This is a genomic window from Pseudomonas sp. Pseusp49 (assembly GCF_059491875.1).
In genome coordinates this window covers 2,692,845-2,708,780 of record NZ_CP168514.1, presented here as the reverse complement: position 1 = coordinate 2,708,780, position 15,936 = coordinate 2,692,845, and the positions used below count along the sequence as shown (strand labels likewise).

Annotated in this window: 15 protein-coding genes; 6 read left to right on the top strand and 9 right to left on the bottom strand. The window is 60.2% G+C overall.

Features of this window, described 5'->3' with window-relative positions:
• Positions 1 to 7: 7 nt before the first annotated feature.
• From ACEN83_RS12270 to kynU, 7 genes are all read right to left on the bottom strand, one after another.
• Positions 8 to 1,630: a DUF5666 domain-containing protein gene (locus tag ACEN83_RS12270; protein WP_495580438.1), complete on the bottom strand. Its 1,623-nt coding sequence runs from the start codon at positions 1,628 to 1,630 to the stop codon at positions 8 to 10.
• The gene (locus ACEN83_RS12265) at positions 1,627 to 2,469 is read right to left on the bottom strand and encodes a DUF6502 family protein (RefSeq protein ID WP_495580437.1); all 843 of its coding nucleotides are present in this window, start codon (positions 2,467 to 2,469) and stop codon (positions 1,627 to 1,629) included. The genes ACEN83_RS12270 and ACEN83_RS12265 overlap by 4 nt, the downstream gene beginning before the upstream one ends.
• A gap of 130 nt (positions 2,470 to 2,599) precedes the next feature.
• The gene (locus ACEN83_RS12260) at positions 2,600 to 3,334 is read right to left on the bottom strand and encodes a hypothetical protein (protein ID WP_495580436.1); all 735 of its coding nucleotides are present in this window, start codon (positions 3,332 to 3,334) and stop codon (positions 2,600 to 2,602) included.
• Positions 3,335 to 3,756: 422 nt separating this feature from the next.
• Positions 3,757 to 4,188 carry a glycine zipper domain-containing protein gene (locus tag ACEN83_RS12255; RefSeq protein WP_218479819.1) on the bottom strand — a complete coding sequence of 144 codons (432 nt, stop codon included), beginning with the start codon at positions 4,186 to 4,188 and terminating at the stop codon, positions 3,757 to 3,759.
• Between the two features lie 122 nt (positions 4,189 to 4,310).
• Complete coding sequence (locus tag ACEN83_RS12250) at positions 4,311 to 5,720, bottom strand: amino acid permease (RefSeq protein ID WP_007971261.1); 1,410 nt, start codon at positions 5,718 to 5,720, stop codon at positions 4,311 to 4,313.
• Positions 5,721 to 5,805: 85 nt separating this feature from the next.
• Positions 5,806 to 7,119, bottom strand: coding sequence for an OprD family porin (locus ACEN83_RS12245; protein ID WP_495580435.1), 1,314 nt, complete (start codon positions 7,117 to 7,119; stop codon positions 5,806 to 5,808).
• Positions 7,120 to 7,221: 102 nt separating this feature from the next.
• On the bottom strand, positions 7,222 to 8,472 hold the full coding sequence (gene kynU, locus ACEN83_RS12240) for a kynureninase (RefSeq protein WP_495580434.1): 1,251 nt from the start codon (positions 8,470 to 8,472) through the stop codon (positions 7,222 to 7,224).
• 210 nt (positions 8,473 to 8,682) lie between these two features.
• Between kynU and ACEN83_RS12235 the strand changes: the two genes are divergently transcribed.
• Entirely contained in the window at positions 8,683 to 9,156 is a 474-nt protein-coding gene (locus ACEN83_RS12235) for an Lrp/AsnC family transcriptional regulator (RefSeq protein WP_007971266.1), read from the top strand.
• A 14-nt stretch (positions 9,157 to 9,170) separates the two neighbouring features.
• Here ACEN83_RS12235 and ACEN83_RS12230 read toward each other — a convergent pair whose 3' ends face one another.
• Positions 9,171 to 10,184: an AraC family transcriptional regulator gene (locus tag ACEN83_RS12230; RefSeq protein ID WP_218484755.1), complete on the bottom strand. Its 1,014-nt coding sequence runs from the start codon at positions 10,182 to 10,184 to the stop codon at positions 9,171 to 9,173.
• A 374-nt stretch (positions 10,185 to 10,558) separates the two neighbouring features.
• Here ACEN83_RS12230 and antA point away from each other — a divergent pair, with 374 nt between their 5' ends.
• Genes antA through antC form a run of 3 tightly spaced genes read left to right on the top strand, consistent with a single transcriptional unit; the run spans position 10,559 to position 13,481 of the window.
• Positions 10,559 to 11,950: an anthranilate 1,2-dioxygenase large subunit gene (antA, locus tag ACEN83_RS12225; RefSeq protein ID WP_495580433.1), complete on the top strand. Its 1,392-nt coding sequence runs from the start codon at positions 10,559 to 10,561 to the stop codon at positions 11,948 to 11,950.
• Positions 11,950 to 12,441, top strand: a complete 492-nt coding sequence (antB, locus tag ACEN83_RS12220; RefSeq protein ID WP_007971272.1) for an anthranilate 1,2-dioxygenase small subunit — start codon at positions 11,950 to 11,952, stop codon at positions 12,439 to 12,441. The genes antA and antB overlap by 1 nt, the downstream gene beginning before the upstream one ends.
• A 17-nt stretch (positions 12,442 to 12,458) precedes the next feature.
• Positions 12,459 to 13,481 carry an anthranilate 1,2-dioxygenase electron transfer component AntC gene (gene antC / locus ACEN83_RS12215; RefSeq protein ID WP_495580432.1) on the top strand — a complete coding sequence of 341 codons (1,023 nt, stop codon included), beginning with the start codon at positions 12,459 to 12,461 and terminating at the stop codon, positions 13,479 to 13,481.
• Positions 13,482 to 13,529: 48 nt separating this feature from the next.
• Here antC and kynB read toward each other — a convergent pair whose 3' ends face one another.
• Entirely contained in the window at positions 13,530 to 14,174 is a 645-nt protein-coding gene (gene kynB, locus ACEN83_RS12210) for an arylformamidase (protein WP_495580431.1), read from the bottom strand.
• Between the two features lie 355 nt (positions 14,175 to 14,529).
• Between kynB and otnI the strand changes: the two genes are divergently transcribed.
• Together otnI and ACEN83_RS12200 are read left to right on the top strand one after the other, a co-directional pair.
• Entirely contained in the window at positions 14,530 to 15,333 is an 804-nt protein-coding gene (gene otnI, locus ACEN83_RS12205; protein ID WP_495580430.1) for a 2-oxo-tetronate isomerase, read from the top strand.
• 52 nt (positions 15,334 to 15,385) lie between these two features.
• The gene (locus ACEN83_RS12200; protein ID WP_495580429.1) at positions 15,386 to 15,841 is read left to right on the top strand and encodes a VOC family protein; all 456 of its coding nucleotides are present in this window, start codon (positions 15,386 to 15,388) and stop codon (positions 15,839 to 15,841) included.
• Positions 15,842 to 15,936 lie beyond the last annotated feature (95 nt).

Below are 15,936 nucleotides of genomic sequence, written 5' to 3'. Positions count from 1 at the left end.
TCACGGTTTATCCCGACTTGCCAGAGCGATCGACCTTTTCAACCTTCTCGATTTTTTCAACTTTTTCAACTTTTTCAACTTTTTCGACCTTCTCGACTTTTTCCGGCCGATCAACTTTCTCAACCTTTTCTGGCCGATCGACTTTCTCGACTTTCTCCGGACGTTCGACCTTTTCGACTTTCTCTACCTTCTCTACCCTCTCCACTCTCTCGACCTTGCCGGATTGCTCGACCTTCTCGACACGCTCTGACTTGCCGGACTTGTCCACGTCCACGCGTTCGATATTGTCGCCACCACCATGACTGTCATTGCCCCCGTGGCGAGTATCGTCGACAACGCTCTCGGAGCGGCCGCTCCTGTCACTGCCCGAGTTCCCCGAATCCCCCGAGTGGCCGGAGTCGCTTGAGCCGCTCGAGTCGCCGGAATTGTTGAAATCGTCCGAGCTACCCGAATGGCCCGAGCCACTTGAGTCGTCCGTGTTTTGCTCACTGCTTCGAAGTTGCCCGTGCCGGTTACCGGCTGGCGAATCGGAGCGCTCGCGGGGCAATTCGATACGCGTGGCCTGTACCTCCCGTGCGCCGCTGAACACGCCGGTGATCCGCACGCGTCGATCCAGCGTCAGCTGCGAAGACTGCACACCGACAAACACGGTGTCACTCGCCATCGTCACATTAAAGCCACCCACCACCAGGCGACGGTCCTGCCGGCCCTGTACCAGGCCCTCGATCACCGCATTGTGCGCCCGGCCAATGAAAGGCAGGCTCGGATCGGGGCGACTCTGGCTCACCTCCAGCTCGCGGCCCGACCACTGGCCACGCACCAGCATTTCCTGCGCCGGTCCCGGATGGTTGCCGAGTTTGAGCCCCTGCAGATAACCGCTGCGATCGACCGGGCCGATGGCGCTGGCCTCCTTGAGGCCGGGCGCGCGGTCGATGCGGCTGGCCACCACTTCACCCCGGGCATCGCGCAGCCCGCTGACCCGTACGGGATCACCCGCACGCAAACCGGGAGCGACTTGAGCACCGTTGGCCAGCCGTACCGGTTGGCCCATGACACGCATGGGCATGGAATCTCTGGGCAGGGCTGTCAGAGGGCCTTCGTAGACATGCAGGATAGCAATGCGCCCGGCCTCCAGACCGCGCCGGGAATTGAATGCCTCCACGGCAACCACCTGGCCTACTGCCAGGCGGGTGCTGGTGGCGGCAATGCCGTTCTCGCTGACAGGCACGTTTTTGTTGAAGTGCACTTCCACGCCATTGACGCAGATCGAGGCGAACCCGGTGATGGTGCCGACAATGCCGGTGCCGCCGATACCGCCGTTGTCGTTGCTGATGCCCGTGCCACCCACGCCGCCGGCAATTGCACCGGTGCCGCCAATGCCGCCTGGACGTTTGTTCAGGGGGGCGCCGGTACCGCCCACCCCGCCGTTGTCGGTGCCGATGCCCGTACCGCCCATGCCGCCAGGCGCCGCCCCCGTACCGCCGGTGCCACCCGGAGCCTCCATGAGCGGCACTTCACTGCTGCCCGCCTCATTCTGGCTGACACAGGCCGGCGCGGCTTGCAACACAATCGGAAGCCCGAGGCCCAGAGCGAGGGCGGCTGCTCGAATCAGGCGCAGGTTGACAGTCATGGCTTGGGAGCCGTCGGTGAGTTGGGATCGGAAGTTTCAGTGTAGAAGTACAGGCCGACCGTGATGCGCTGACGCGGTTCGAGGCTGGGCAGGTCGCGAAATTCCAGCTCGGCGGCGAGTCGGTTGAAGCTCAACAGGGCCTGCATCCCCTCGCTGGCAACGGCCTCGCGCAGCGCCTCGACGCTCAACGGGGCCAGTGCGTCATAGTGGACGCTGCGTTCAAAAAAGGCCGGACCTTCGCCGCTCAGGTTGTGTACCGCTGCGCAGGCATGATCGTGCAGGTTATGCCCCAGGTAAGCCGCTTTCTCATCGAAGCCCTTTTGCGGCACGAAGGCCTGGGCTTCGAGGTGCACACGCTCCTGCTCGTCAAGGCGCACGACGCCCAGGCGCAGCCATTCGTCCAGCACCACCCGCGCCCGGATGTCCGTGCTGACCTTCGCCACCAGGGCATCAAAGGAGCGGTCGCCGCCGACGCTGGCCAAACGAGGCAGCGGCAATGGCTGGCCGGCGTCGTTGCAGAAGGGTGCGCACGTCCAGGCGTTGACCAGTTGCGCACCGAAGGTGATGTTTTCCGGAAGCGTGGAAGTGGCGGGGTCGCCGCTGTTGCGCAAACGCCGTACGTCCTTGCGGTGCACGCCGGTGAGCAGGCTGATGCGGCTGTCGGTCGGTGCCTTGTCGTCCAGACGGAACTCTCGGTCCGCCACATCGACGAACACCTCCTTGAGCAGGTCAGCGAAAACCAGGTACGTGACGCCTTTGCGCAGCATCAGACGTACCAGCGGCCGCATGACATGGCGCAGGGCTTTGAGGAGCGAGGTGGGCAAGGTAGATGATTGCATTCAGCGCATTCCCGGATAGTTAACCCCAGTATAGCTGCGTGGGAAATAATCCCATGAATGCAGGCTGTTTTTTTTGCGTGCCCCCATGCAAAACCGGTCTCCCGGGTTTTGCATGGGGCATCAGGCCGCTTCAGGTCCGGCTGTTGTCGTCGCCGGGTTCGCCGCCAGTGTGAACGCCATTGTCGTCACCCGGTTCGCCGCCCGCGTGAACACCCTTGTCGTCGCCCGGCTCGCCGCCGACATGAACACCATGGTCGTCACCGGGCTCACCACCAACGTGAACGCCGTGATCGTCACCTGGCTCACCGCCAACGTGAACGCCATGATCGTCACCCGGCTCGCCGCCTACGTGAACGCCATGATCATCACCCGGCTCACCGCCTGCGTGGACACCATGATCGTCTCCCGCTTCTGCATGGGTACCACTGCGACCGGAGTTCGAGTTTCCGGTACCGGCATGGCCTGAATTCCCATTGCCATGGTCGCTGCCGCTATGGCCACTGTTGCCGCCATTGCCACCGCTGTTACCACCGTGGCCTCCACTGTTGCCACCGCCGTTACCACCGTGGCCTCCACCACCGTTACCGCCACCGCCGTCGCCACCGTGGCCACCACCACCGTTACCGCCACCGCCGTTGCCACCGCCTCCACCACCGTTACCGCCACCACCGTTGCCACCGTGGCCTCCACCACCGCCGCCGTTGCCACCACCACCACCACCACCACCACCACCACCACCACCATCCTTGGCATAGGCAGTGGCGTCATGGGAAATGGAGTCCGGTACCAAAACGATGGAGGCCGACAGGACGCCACCGATTGCCAGCGCCAATAAACCTTTCTTGAAAAGCAGGTAAGTGTTCATCGTGCATTCTCCTGGTGATTTACCGCGAGCAGTGTCAACGCGATCCGCGTTGCAATCCGGGAGCGGCATGGGAATAAGCTTTACTATTTCCCCTGAATCTTTGGCGTGGGAATTTTTCCCACCCAATGAAAACTAGCCCTTTCTGGCTCCGGGTCAACCCGCGCAGCAGAAAGCCGACCGACGGTGAGACACGTCAGCACCCGGCTTAAATGGATAACGCTGTGTGAAAGCAATCGAATGATCGGCAGAACGCCAATGGCTCATGGATAAAGGGCAAGTGGGCGAGAGGCCTCTACCCCGGGTGATCGCCGAGACGTCAAGGCGGCTCGGGCACGACCTGAAAGACCAACCATAAGGGGAGCGCCATGCCCGCTCCCCTTTTTAAAACAAAGCATTCCGAATGCTCTGTCTCGCACCCGCGATCAGTCGTGATGTTTGTGTTTATGTTTATTCTTGTGTTTATTCTTTTGCTTGTAGCCCGAATCGTGGTGGTCGTCGTCATCGGCCATATTGTTGCCGATCGCACCACCTGCTGCGCCACCCAGACCCGCGCCGATCAGGCCACCGGTGGAACCACCGACACTGTTGCCGATGACCTGGCCACCCGCCGCACCGAGACCTCCGCCAATAGCGGACTCGGTCTTCTTGCCACTCTTGGCGGTCATTGCGCCCCCGGCCGCGCCACCGACGCCGGCGCCGATCGCAGCGCCAGTGCTACCGCCCATAGCCTGACCGACCACGCTGCCAAGAGCGCCGCCGACACCGCCACCGATAGCCGTGTTGGTGGCTTCGCCGGCGAGGGAGTACTGCGATACAAGCAGACTTAATGCAACAACAGTGAATGACTTACGCATCAGACGGACCTTTAGGAACACACAAAAGGACAAAGTCTGTTGGTACGAAACAGCCAGGTCAACAGATATTCGGCCGGGCGTTACAAACAAGGGAGCTACGCAACAGCGAGGCTCCCTTCGGTCTAGCCCCTGGGCTGCGGATTCAGCACCGCAACGCCCTTGGATTTCCTGAAGAAAATGCCGTAGACAACCGACAGCACCAGCAAGAACGGCACACCGAACACCAGGGTCATCTTGAAGGCCTCTGTGAAGTAGGTCGTGATCATCACGGCCCCCATCAGGACCAACCCCAACAATGTGCTGTAGGGAAACAGACGCATGCGGAACGACAATTTGCGGTTGCCATTGCGTTCATGAAAACGACGGAAACAGTAGTGAGTGAGGAAGATCATGAACCAGGTAAAGATCGCCCCGAACATCGAGATCGCCATCATCAGGGTGAACGAACTTTCCGGGTACAGGATGTTGAGCAAGGTCGCCAGGGCGATCCCCGAGCTCGAAAGCAACAGCGCGTTCAACGGGATCCCGGTCTTGCTCAACACCCCCATGGATTTTGGCGCGTAGCCGGCTCGAGACAGGCTGAACATCATGCGCGTGGTGATGTACAACTGGCTGTTCATCGCCGACAACGCCGCAATCAGGATCACGAAGTTCATCACACCGGTGGCGCCGGGAATACCGATGGCCTGCATGACCGTGACGAACGGACTCTGGGCATGGCCAGCCTGGACCCAAGGCACGATCGCCAGCATCAATGCCAGGGTCAGCAGGTAGAACACCACCAGGCGCACGATAGTCCCGCGAAAGGCTTTCTTCACCGCTTGCTCCGGATCCTTCGCCTCACCGGCCGCCACCGCGATCATCTCCACGCTCAGGTAGCTGAAGATCGACACGATCACCGCGATCCACATCCCTTGCAGGCCATTGGGGAAGAAGCCGCCGTGAGCGGTGTAATTGTGCACGCCGTATTCCGGATTGCCGGAACCGAACACCACATACACCGCCAGGATAATGAAGCCGACAATCGCGCCGATCTTGATGGTCGAGAACCAGTATTCGAAGGTACCGAAGGTCTTCACGCTGATGGCATTGAGCACGATCAACACGCTGGAGAACGAGACGATCCAGATCCACTCCGGCACATTGGCAAACCAGTACTTCATGTACATCGCCACCGCCGTCACTTCCGTACCGACCGCGAGCACAATCGCCGCCCAGTAGGCATAGCGCACCAGGAACCCGGCCAGCGGGCTGACATAAAATTCGGCATAGGCGCCGAATGAACCCGAGGTCGAATGGGCCACGGTCATTTCCGCCAGACAGCCCATCAGCAGCAAGGTGATGATTGCGCCAATGGCATAGCTCAACAGCACGCTCGGCCCGGCATAACCGATGGCATAGGCGCTGCCCATGAACAGCCCGGTGCCGATTGCACCCCCAATGGCGATCATGCTCATCTGCCCCGACGTCAGTTGACGCCGCAGGCCATGTTCACGGTTGGATATCGTTTCGAAACCGCAGTTATCGGTCATTTCTATGTCCTCTGGATTTTGTCTTTCTTGAAGAGCACGTCGTGGGTTTAACGGTGGGGATCAGCCACGCACAGCAGGACACGGATCAGAAAATACTCAGTGGATACTCGATGATCACCCGGACTTCGTTGTTGTCCGGGGTGTCGGCCCGGGCGACTTGCGCGGTGGAGCGCACACTGGCCTGGCGCATGCGTATTGAAAGGTCCCTGGCCTTGCCCGACTGCACGACATAGCGCGCCTCGAGGTCGCGCTCCCAGCGTTTGCCGTCATCGCCGTAACGCCCATAGGCGCCATTGGGGCCACCGTCGTAATGGCTGTCATCGATGTGGTCGCCACTGACGTAACGCGACATGAAGCTCAGCCCCGGCACGCCGAAAGGCGCCATGTCCAGGTCATAACGCAGTTGCCAGGAGCGTTCGTTGGGGGCGTTGAAGTCGAGGACCTGAATCGAGTTGGCGAGAAAAATCGAAGTGCCAGGTTGCTGGTCGAAACCCAGGTAATCGAACGGCTCTTCGCCATCGACCCGCTGGTACGCCAGGGTCAACCGATGGGCGCCGAACCTGTACGCGGTGGCAAACGACCAGGTGGTGTTGTCGATCCTGCCGGCCAGGCTGTCGCCGTTATCGTTGGTGCGATAGAGATTGAAATCCAGGTTCAGTGACTGGTCTGGCGTCAGCACATAGGTGTAGTTGACGTTGCCGTAGTACTGCCGCCAGATGTCGGTGAACTGAGAACCGTACAGGCTGACACTCAACTGATCGCTCAGCGCATAGCTGCCGCCCAGGTAATCGACGCTGCGGGTTTCCACCCCGGCGTACAGCGCTTTAAGGGCGCCATCGGCATTGGTCGAATTATTGTCGTTGCCGGCAGTGAAGTGGCCAATGTCCAGTTGCAATGCCTTGAGCTCATTGCTGGTCAGCTGGAAGCCGGTGGCACTGCTGGTGAACAGTCGCGCATTGCCGGTGCCGAACACCGGATTGAGCGGTGTCAGGTTGCCGTACTTGAGCTCGGTCTGCGAAATCCGCGCCTTCAGCGCACCACCGGCTTCGGAGTACTCATCCTCGGGACGGCCATCGGCATCGACCGGCAACAACCCTGTGCCCGTGCGCCCCTTGCCACTGTCGAGCTTGATGCCCAGCTGCGCGTAGGCATCGACCCCGAAACCCACCGTTCCCTGGGTGTAGCCGGAGCGGTAGTCGAGCATGATCCCGTGGGCCCACTCGTCCCGATAGTTCTGACCGCCCGGGTTGTTGAGGTTGTTGCGGTAGAAATAGAAGTTGCGGTTGGTCAGGGTCAGGCTGCTGTCTTCGACAAATCCGTTGTCAGAGGCGGCACAGGCCATTTGGCCAAGGCAACTGGAGATGGCGAGCGGCAAGGCAGGCCAGAGGGACAGTTTCATTCTGCGTGCTCCTTATTATTGTGATTGCAGAACTGGTTATTGCCGGCGACCGAACGCCCGCCGCGGGAAAATGCCCGCAGCTGGACAAGGACGCCGCTAGGTTCAAGTCACGCTGTGGCGAACCTGGTATCGCGCTTGCGACCAGGTGTTGCGGTCGAGGATCTCGCCGAGGATCTGCACCGCATCCCAGACCTCAGTGAAGGTTGTGTACAACGGGGTGAAACCGAACCGCATGATGCGCGGCTCGCGGTAGTCACCAATCACGCCACGGTCGATCAGGGCCTGGATCACCGCATAACCTTCGGGGTGTTCGAAGCTGACATGACTGCCACGTCTGGCGTGTTCACGCGGGGTGATCAACTTCAGTTGGTGAGCCGCGCAACGCTGCTCGACCAGTTCGATGAACAGGTCCGTCAGGGCCAGGGATTTGCGGCGCAGGCTGGCCATGTCGGTCTGGGCGAACACGTCCAGGCCGCACTCGACCATCGCCAATGAGGTGATCGGTTGAGTGCCGCACAGGTAACGCGCGATGCCGCTGCTCGGCTCGTAATGCGACTCCATGGCGAATTGCCGTGAGTGGCCGAACCAGCCGGACAAGGGTTGTGGCACCAGATCGCACCATGACGGCGAAACCCAGACAAAAGCCTGCGATCCCGGCCCGCCATTGAGGTACTTGTAGGTGCAGCCGATGGCGTAGTCGGCACCGGCCTGGTGCAGGTCGACCGGTACTGCGCCTGCGGAATGCGCCAGGTCCCAGATGGCCAGCGCGCCACATTCATGGGTCAGCGCGGTCAGGGCCTGCATATCGTGCATGTAGCCGGTCTTGTAATTGACGTGGGTGAGCATGACCACCGCCGTGTCCTGGTCAATGGCTTGCGGCAAGGTTTCAGGACTGTCGACCAGGCGCAGGGTATAACCCTGCTGCAGCATCTGCGCGAGGCCTTCGGCGATGTACAGGTCGGTGGGAAAATTGCTCGATTCACTGACGATCACTCGCCGCTGCGGTGACCTTGTGGCCTGTACGCGCAAGGCAGCGCTCAGCACTTTGAACAGATTGATCGAGGTGGTATCGGTCACCACGACCTCCCCCGCCCCCGCGCCGATCAAACCCGCCAGGCGGTCGCCCAGACGCTCGGACAGCTCGCGCCAGCCGGCGCTGTTCCAGCTGCGGATCAAGCCATTGCCCCATTCCTCGGCGACCACCGCTTGTGCACGCGCCAATGCCGCGACCGGCCGCGCACCGAGGGAATTGCCATCGAGGTAGATAATCCCTTCGGGGAGCGCGAATTGCTGGCGCAGGGGCGCCAGAGCGTCCTGGGCATCAAGCGCCAGGCAACTGTTTCTTGTCGTCATCGGGTGTCCTGTTTTTTTGTCATGGGACGCCATCCGGGCGGGTTGCATCAGCCGGATCAGGCGCCCTGGTTCAAGGCGATCAACCTGCCTTTGGGTAGAGAGATAATGAACGAACCTTTGGAGAATTTTCGTGCAAAGTAACCAGCCATGTAGTAGTTATTTCGCAGATAATTCGAATCCAACACCCATAAACGCGGATTTATTCAAACCATGAATCTTGACTCGACAGACCTGCGAATCCTGCATCAGCTGCAACAGGATGGCCGAATCAGCAATCAGGAACTGGCGGAGAAAGTCGCCTTGTCACCGTCGGCCTGCCTGCGTCGGTTGCGCCTGCTGGAAAGCGAAGGAATCATCACCGGCTATCGCGCGGTACTGAATGCCGAACGGTTGGGCATCGAGCTGGAAGCCATCGTCCATGTGTCGTTGCGACAGGACGTCGAGGACTGGCACGAGACCTTCATCAAGAAGGTCCAGCAGTGGCCGGAGGTGGTCACCGCCTATGTCATTACCGGGGCGAGCAACTATGTGTTGCGGGTCCAGGCCCGCAACCTCAAACACTTCTCGGATTTCATCGTCAATCACCTCAACCGCACCGCCGGCGTCACCGACATACGTTCGGAGATCGTCCTGCAGAAAATCAAGGAGCGCGAGCAGTTGCTCGATCTGGTGGTACGCAAGTAAGAGCGCAGTGTCCTTCAGAGCCCGTGCAGGCGCCGGGCCTCCTTGCGCTGCAACGTCATGCTCGGGGTTTCGTCGAACAGCTTGCGGTATTCGCTGGAAAAACGCCCCAGGTGCATGAACCCCCAACCCATGGCTATCCCGGAAATGTTGCGTGCCGAACCGTGCTCGAGAATTTCCTGGCGTACGGCATTCAAGCGATACTTTTTCAGGTAGGCCATGGGCGACAAGGCGAAGTACTTCCTGAACGCGTCGAACAACTTGAAGCGTGATACGCCGGCAGCGGCTTCGATGTCCTCCAGGTGCAACGCTTCGCGGGCGTTGTCGTGGATGTACTGTCGAGCCCTGACCAGATAGTGCGGCAACTTCACGCCCAGCGCGTCCCGCAGTTCCTGCGAATAGTTGTTGGGCTGGGCGAGGATCAAGCCTTTGATCAGTGAGCTTTCAATGTCCCGGGTAAAGGCCACCTGCTCGAAGAGTTCGCTGCTGCGTTCCAGCTCGTCGATGAAATAACGCGCCATGCGCCACCACGACGCCGACGCCCCATCGATCGCATCCATCATCGGCTCGAAGCGCAGCGGCACATCCAGCGGCCGTTGCAGCATCCCTTCCAGAGCCTCGCTCATCGCCACTCGGGTAATCACCACCTGGACCTTGCGACAGTCACCGGAGATTGCCAGCAGTTGGTGTTCATTGGGGGAAATGATGACCCCCTGATCGCGGTCGGACCTGACCACGCTGCCCGCCTTGCTCAGCTCCTGTTCGCCCGACAACGGCAGGCTCAGGCTATAGCTGCTGAAGTGCTCGGCGTCTTCGATATCGATGGTGACGTCGGTACCGTATTCGATGGTGCCCAGGGTGGTCGCCATCGATTTGAACATGTTGGCGTTGTGATGAAAGCGGATCCGTTCGGGGGTCGCGCTCACGAGTCGATGGGGTCCGCAGATACCGGACATCCAGCTTCTGGCAGCCTCCAGGTCATCGCTGTCGACACGAATGTCGCGAAACTGCGGATCCACTTTGCTACTCATCATGGTGCACTCACGGAGTCTGGTTCTGCGCGCTCTGGTGGCGCTTGTCAGGCGGGATGGGAGCAACTTCCACGCCATAAAACGTCGGTGCCGAATTAACGGATAGTGAATGGCAACTAAGCGGACAAGCCATGGCTGGCGAAGCCGCAAAAGCCCTCGATCCGCACTCGACGTCGTGCAAAACAGTATCTGATTGGCGCCATCAGGTGCAGCCGTTTATCACCTGGTGGCGGATTTGTGTCATCGCTGCCCAACCGACTGTTACCTGGCCCCCAATTTTACGGACTGCCTTCGCCAACTTATCGGATAGACCATCACCCGCCCCGCTTCTCTAATGAGCGCACCGATTAGCCGAATAAAAAAAGGTGCACACCATGAGTGGCGAAAAAAACGTCGAGCAATGGAAAACGTTTATCGAAAGCTGCCTGGACTTCCGTCCCGCAGAGGGCGTTTTCCGCATCGCCCGGGAGATGTTCACCGAGCCGCAGCTGTTCGATCTGGAGATGGAACTGATCTTCGAGAAGAACTGGATCTACGCCTGCCACGAAAGCGAACTGGCCAACAACCACGACTTCGTGACCCTGCGCGCCGGCCGCCAGCCGATGATCATTACCCGCGACGGTGAAGGTCGGCTCAATGCACTGATCAATGCCTGCCAGCATCGCGGCACGACGCTGACCCGCGTGGGCAAGGGCAATCAATCGACCTTCACCTGCCCGTTCCATGCCTGGTGCTACAAAAGCGATGGCCGTCTGGTCAAGGTCAAGGCACCGGGCGAGTACCCGGAAGGCTTCGACAAAGCCACACGCGGCCTGAAAAAAGCCCGCATCCAGAGCTACAAGGGTTTCGTCTTCATCAGCCTGGATGTGCACGCCGACAACAGCCTGGAAGACTTCCTCGGCGATGCCAAAGTGTTCTTCGACATGATGGTCGCCCAGTCGCCGACCGGTGAGCTGGAAGTACTGCCCGGCAAGTCGGCCTACACCTACGACGGCAACTGGAAGCTGCAAAACGAAAACGGCCTCGACGGTTATCACGTCAGCACCGTCCACTACAACTACGTCGCCACGGTGCAGCATCGCCAGCAGGTCAACAGCGAAAACGGCAACGCCGCCAGCAGCACCCTCGACTACAGCAAGCTCGGCGCCGGCGACGCTAATACCGATGATGGCTGGTTCGCGTTCAACAACGGTCACAGCCTGCTGTTCAGTGACATGCCCAACCCTTCGGTACGCTCCGGCTACGCGACGATCATGCCGCGGCTGATCGAAGAACATGGCCAGCAAAAGGCCGAGTGGATGATGCATCGCCTGCGCAACCTGAACATCTACCCGAGCCTGTTTTTCCTCGATCAGATCAGCTCGCAATTGCGCATCATCCGTCCGGTGGCGTGGAACAAGACTGAAATCATCAGCCAGTGCCTGGGGGTCAAGAACGAGTCGGACGCCGACCGCGAAAACCGCATTCGCCAGTTCGAGGATTTCTTCAACGTCTCGGGTCTGGGCACGCCGGATGACCTGGTGGAATTCCGTGAAGCCCAGCGTGGCTTCCAGGCGCGCCTGGAACGCTGGAGCGATATCTCCCGCGGCAGTCACCGCTGGGCCAGCGGCGCCACGCCCAACAGCGAAGCGATCGGCATTGCCCCGGCCATGACCGGCACCGAGTTCACCCATGAAGGGCTTTACGTCAACCAGCACAGCAACTGGCAGAAATTCCTGCTCGACGGCCTGGACGCCAAATCCCTGAAACTCCGTGAGGTGCAATGATGAATGCGCAACTGCAGTACCGGATCGAACAGTTTTTCTATCGCAAATCCGAACTGTGCGACGCCCAGGACTGGGATGCCTATGTCCAGCTGTTCGCCGAGCACAGCGAGTTCCACTTGCCGCAATGGGACTCCGAACACGTCTACACCCGCGACCCCAAACGCGAAATGTCGCTGATCTACTACCCCAACCGTTCAGGCCTGGAGGACCGCGTGTTCCGCCTGCGCACGGGCAAGTCCGCGTCCTCGACGCCGATGCCGCGCACCCTGCATCAGATCAGCAACGTGCGGATCGCCCCCCTGGAAAACGATGAACTGCAAGTGCAGTTGAACTGGCACACCCTGTATTACCGCCTGGCCACGGCCGAGCAGTTTTTCGGCCGCGCGACCTATCGCCTCAAGCCCCACGCCGATAGCTGGCTGATCGTTCGCAAGCATGTGTTGCTGCTCAACGACACCATCAATTCGGTACTCGACTTCTATCACCTCTGAACCCAGGGAGACCGGGCATGAACCATAAAGTCGCGTTCAGCTTTGCCGACGGCAAAACGCTGTTCTTCCCTGTGCAGGCCAATGAAATCCTGCTCGACGCCGCCCTGCGCAATGGCATCAACATCCCCCTGGACTGCCGCGAAGGCGTCTGCGGAACCTGCCAGGGGCGCTGCGAGTCCGGCGATTACAGCCAGGACTATGTGGATGAGGAAGCCCTCTCCAGCCAGGACCTGCAACAACGCAAAATGCTCACCTGCCAGACCCGGGTCAAATCCGACGCAACGTTCTATTTCGACTTCGCTTCCAGCCTGTGCAACGCCGCTGGCCCCGATCAACTCACGGCAACGGTCACCGAGGTCAAACAGGTGTCGGCCAGCACGGCGATCCTGCATCTGGATCTGGGCGATATGGGCCAGTCGCTGGATTACCTGCCCGGGCAGTACGCCCGGCTGCAGATTCCGGGGACCGAGAACAAGCGTTCCTACTCCTTCGCCAACCGGCCGGGCGTCAGCAATCGGCTGCAGTTCCTGATTCGCCTGCTGCCCGATGGCGTGATGAGCAACTACATCCGCGACCGCTGTCAGGTGGGTGACCCCATCGTTCTGGAGGCACCGCTGGGGGCTTTTTATCTGCGGCACGTCGCCCGGCCACTGATCCTGGTGGCTGGCGGCACCGGACTTTCTGCCTTGCTGGGCATGCTCGACGAACTGGCCGAGCGCGGCTGCGAGCAACCCGTGCATTTGTACTACGGCGTGCGCGATGCGGCCGACCTGTGCGAACAGGCGCGCATCCAGGCATATGCGCAACACCTCCCGGGGCTGCGATACACCGAGGTGGTCAGCGAACCGTCGCCGCACTGGACCGGCAAGCGCGGCTACATCGCCGAACACTTCGACGTCGCCGAACTGCGCGATGGCCCGGTCGACATGTACGTCTGCGGGCCGCCGCCGATGGTGGAGTCGATCAAGACCTGGCTGCAGGCACAGGCACTGGACAGCGTGCAGCTGTACTACGAAAAATTCACCGAGAGTAACGCCTGACACCCGCTACCGGTGCCCGGTTCCGGATTGCCGATTGGGTCACTCGTATTAATGAGTACCCAACGGCCGCAAAATCGCCCGGACCGGGCTGGCGTCGAGGTTGGCAAAACGTAGCGGCAAGGCGATCAACTCGTAATCCCCTTCCGGCACGTCATCGAGCACGACCCCCTCAAGAATGGCCATGCCGTGACGGGCCACGGCACGGTGCGAATCCATCGTCTTGGATTGCTGCGGGTCCAGTGACGGCGTATCGATGCCGATCAACCTCACACCCAGGCTGGCCAACAAATCGACGGTTTCCCTGGCAACGGCCGTGAACGCCGGGTCCCAGGCAGCCAGCGGTGCCTGGCGACAGGTCCGCAGCAGCACACGCTCGGGCACATCGTGCAAACGCCCTTCCAGTTGCCCGGGCTGCACCAGGTCGCCGCTGTCCAGACAATGCAAAACGCGGCAAGGCCCGATATACACATCCAACGCGACTGCGCCAATCGCCGCGCCGTCAGCGCTGTAATGCAGCGGCGCATCGACGTGGGCACCGGTGTGCGGTGACAGGGTGATGCGTCCGACATTCACCGGACACTCGGGACCGTAGGTCCAGACGCGTTCCTCCAGAAAAGGCGTGTCCCCCGGCCAGGTCGGTGTTTCGCTACTCAAGGGTGGACTGATGTCCCACAGGGTCGTGTTTTTTGTCATCGCAAATGCTCAGCGTTTTTACCGAGTGAAATGATACGAGCGACAGCCGTGCAGATTCGTGCGAAAACCCCGGGCAAGCGGGCGGTTTTTCGCATAAACCGCCATGGATGAGCATGATGGCGGCAGGAAATTTCAACGTGCACGCCTTCGACGCGGCGGTCTTCACCGGCAGCAACGCTTGATGAGAGACCAAATGACAGTGGACATTACCCGCCGCAAGGCGCTAGCGTCGACCGCTCAATTCGACGGCCGTACCATCAGATGCAATTGCCGACGACTCGAACGAACACCACGAAGCCTTTGGTATGCAGTGGCAACAACCTACAGATCGATTTTTTTGACCGCAGGAGTCTTCATGCCTCGTTTCGCTGCCAACCTCAGCATGCTCTACCCCGAACATGACTTTCTCGACCGTTTCGCCGCAGCCGCCGCCGATGGTTTTCAGGCAGTGGAATACATGTTCCCCTACGACTACAGCCCACAGCAATTGAAACAGCGGCTTGACGACAATGGCCTGGTCCAGGCCCTGTTCAACGCACCGCCTGGCAATATCGCGGCCGGGGAAAAAGGCACCGTGTCCCTGCCTGGCCGTGAGTCGGAGTTCCGCGCCGGTTTCGACCAGGCCCTGGAATACGCCGCGGTACTGGGCAACGACCGCATCCATGTCATGGCCGGCCTGCTGGCCAACGAAGCGGATCGCGCCAGGCACCAGCAAACCTACCTGGAAAACCTCAGCCACGCAGCGACACAAGCCGCCAAGGCTGGCATCACCGTATTGCTGGAGCCGATCAACACCCGCGACATGCCGGGATTTTTCCTCAATCACCAACATCAGGCCCAGGCCATCTGCAAAGCGGTCGGCCAGGCCAACCTAAAAGTCCAGTTCGACGTCTACCATTGCCAGATCGTCGAGGGCGACGTGGCGACAAAGCTGCGACGGGACATCGCCGGCATCGGCCATATCCAGATCGCCGGCGTGCCGGATCGCCACGAACCGGATATGAACAACGAGCTGAACTATCCCTACCTGTTCGAGCTGATCGATCAACTGGGGTATACCGGTTGGGTGGGTTGCGAGTACCGGCCACGCGGCGACACCTCCGAGGGCCTGCAATGGCTGCGCGATTGGCAGGGTCGGTCAAGCCAGGGCCAGGCATAGACGGCTTTTCATCCAAGGGTCACCAGGACGTCGGGGCAGCAGGAGGCATGCAATGGAATTGAAGTTCAGTCACATCGATGTACTGGTCAGGAATCTCGACGAAGCCTGTTCCTACTACGCACAGATACTGAACGCCAGGATCTCCAGAACGCTCGTCTGGGAACGGGGTGGCCTGCACGTGCGCTACGCGATTGCGCTGATCGGTCAAGAGCGTTTCATGCTGGTACAGCCGCTGGCCGGGAACCTGAGGGAGCTACTGGACGCCTCGGGTGAAGGGATGATTTATCGCCACTGCTATTCGACGCCGGATATCGAGAAGGCCTATGACGAACTGATGGCCGCCGGTGTTCAGCCAGAAGATGAAAACGGCAAGCCATTGGCCCGCGCGAATCTGCAATCCCCGTCCGGGACACGCATCATCTGGTTGCCCAAACGCTTCGGGCACTTCTCTATCGAAATCCTGGAGGACAAGGCGCTAGAGGCATTTGTAGAGGCTGCTTTTGCCTGATTGATGGGGTGATGAACGTCTGCTTGCGGCTGTGAATTCGTCGATCGATGCAACAGACTGCCTAAATCTTTCGGCCGATATCAGTTTCACACTCT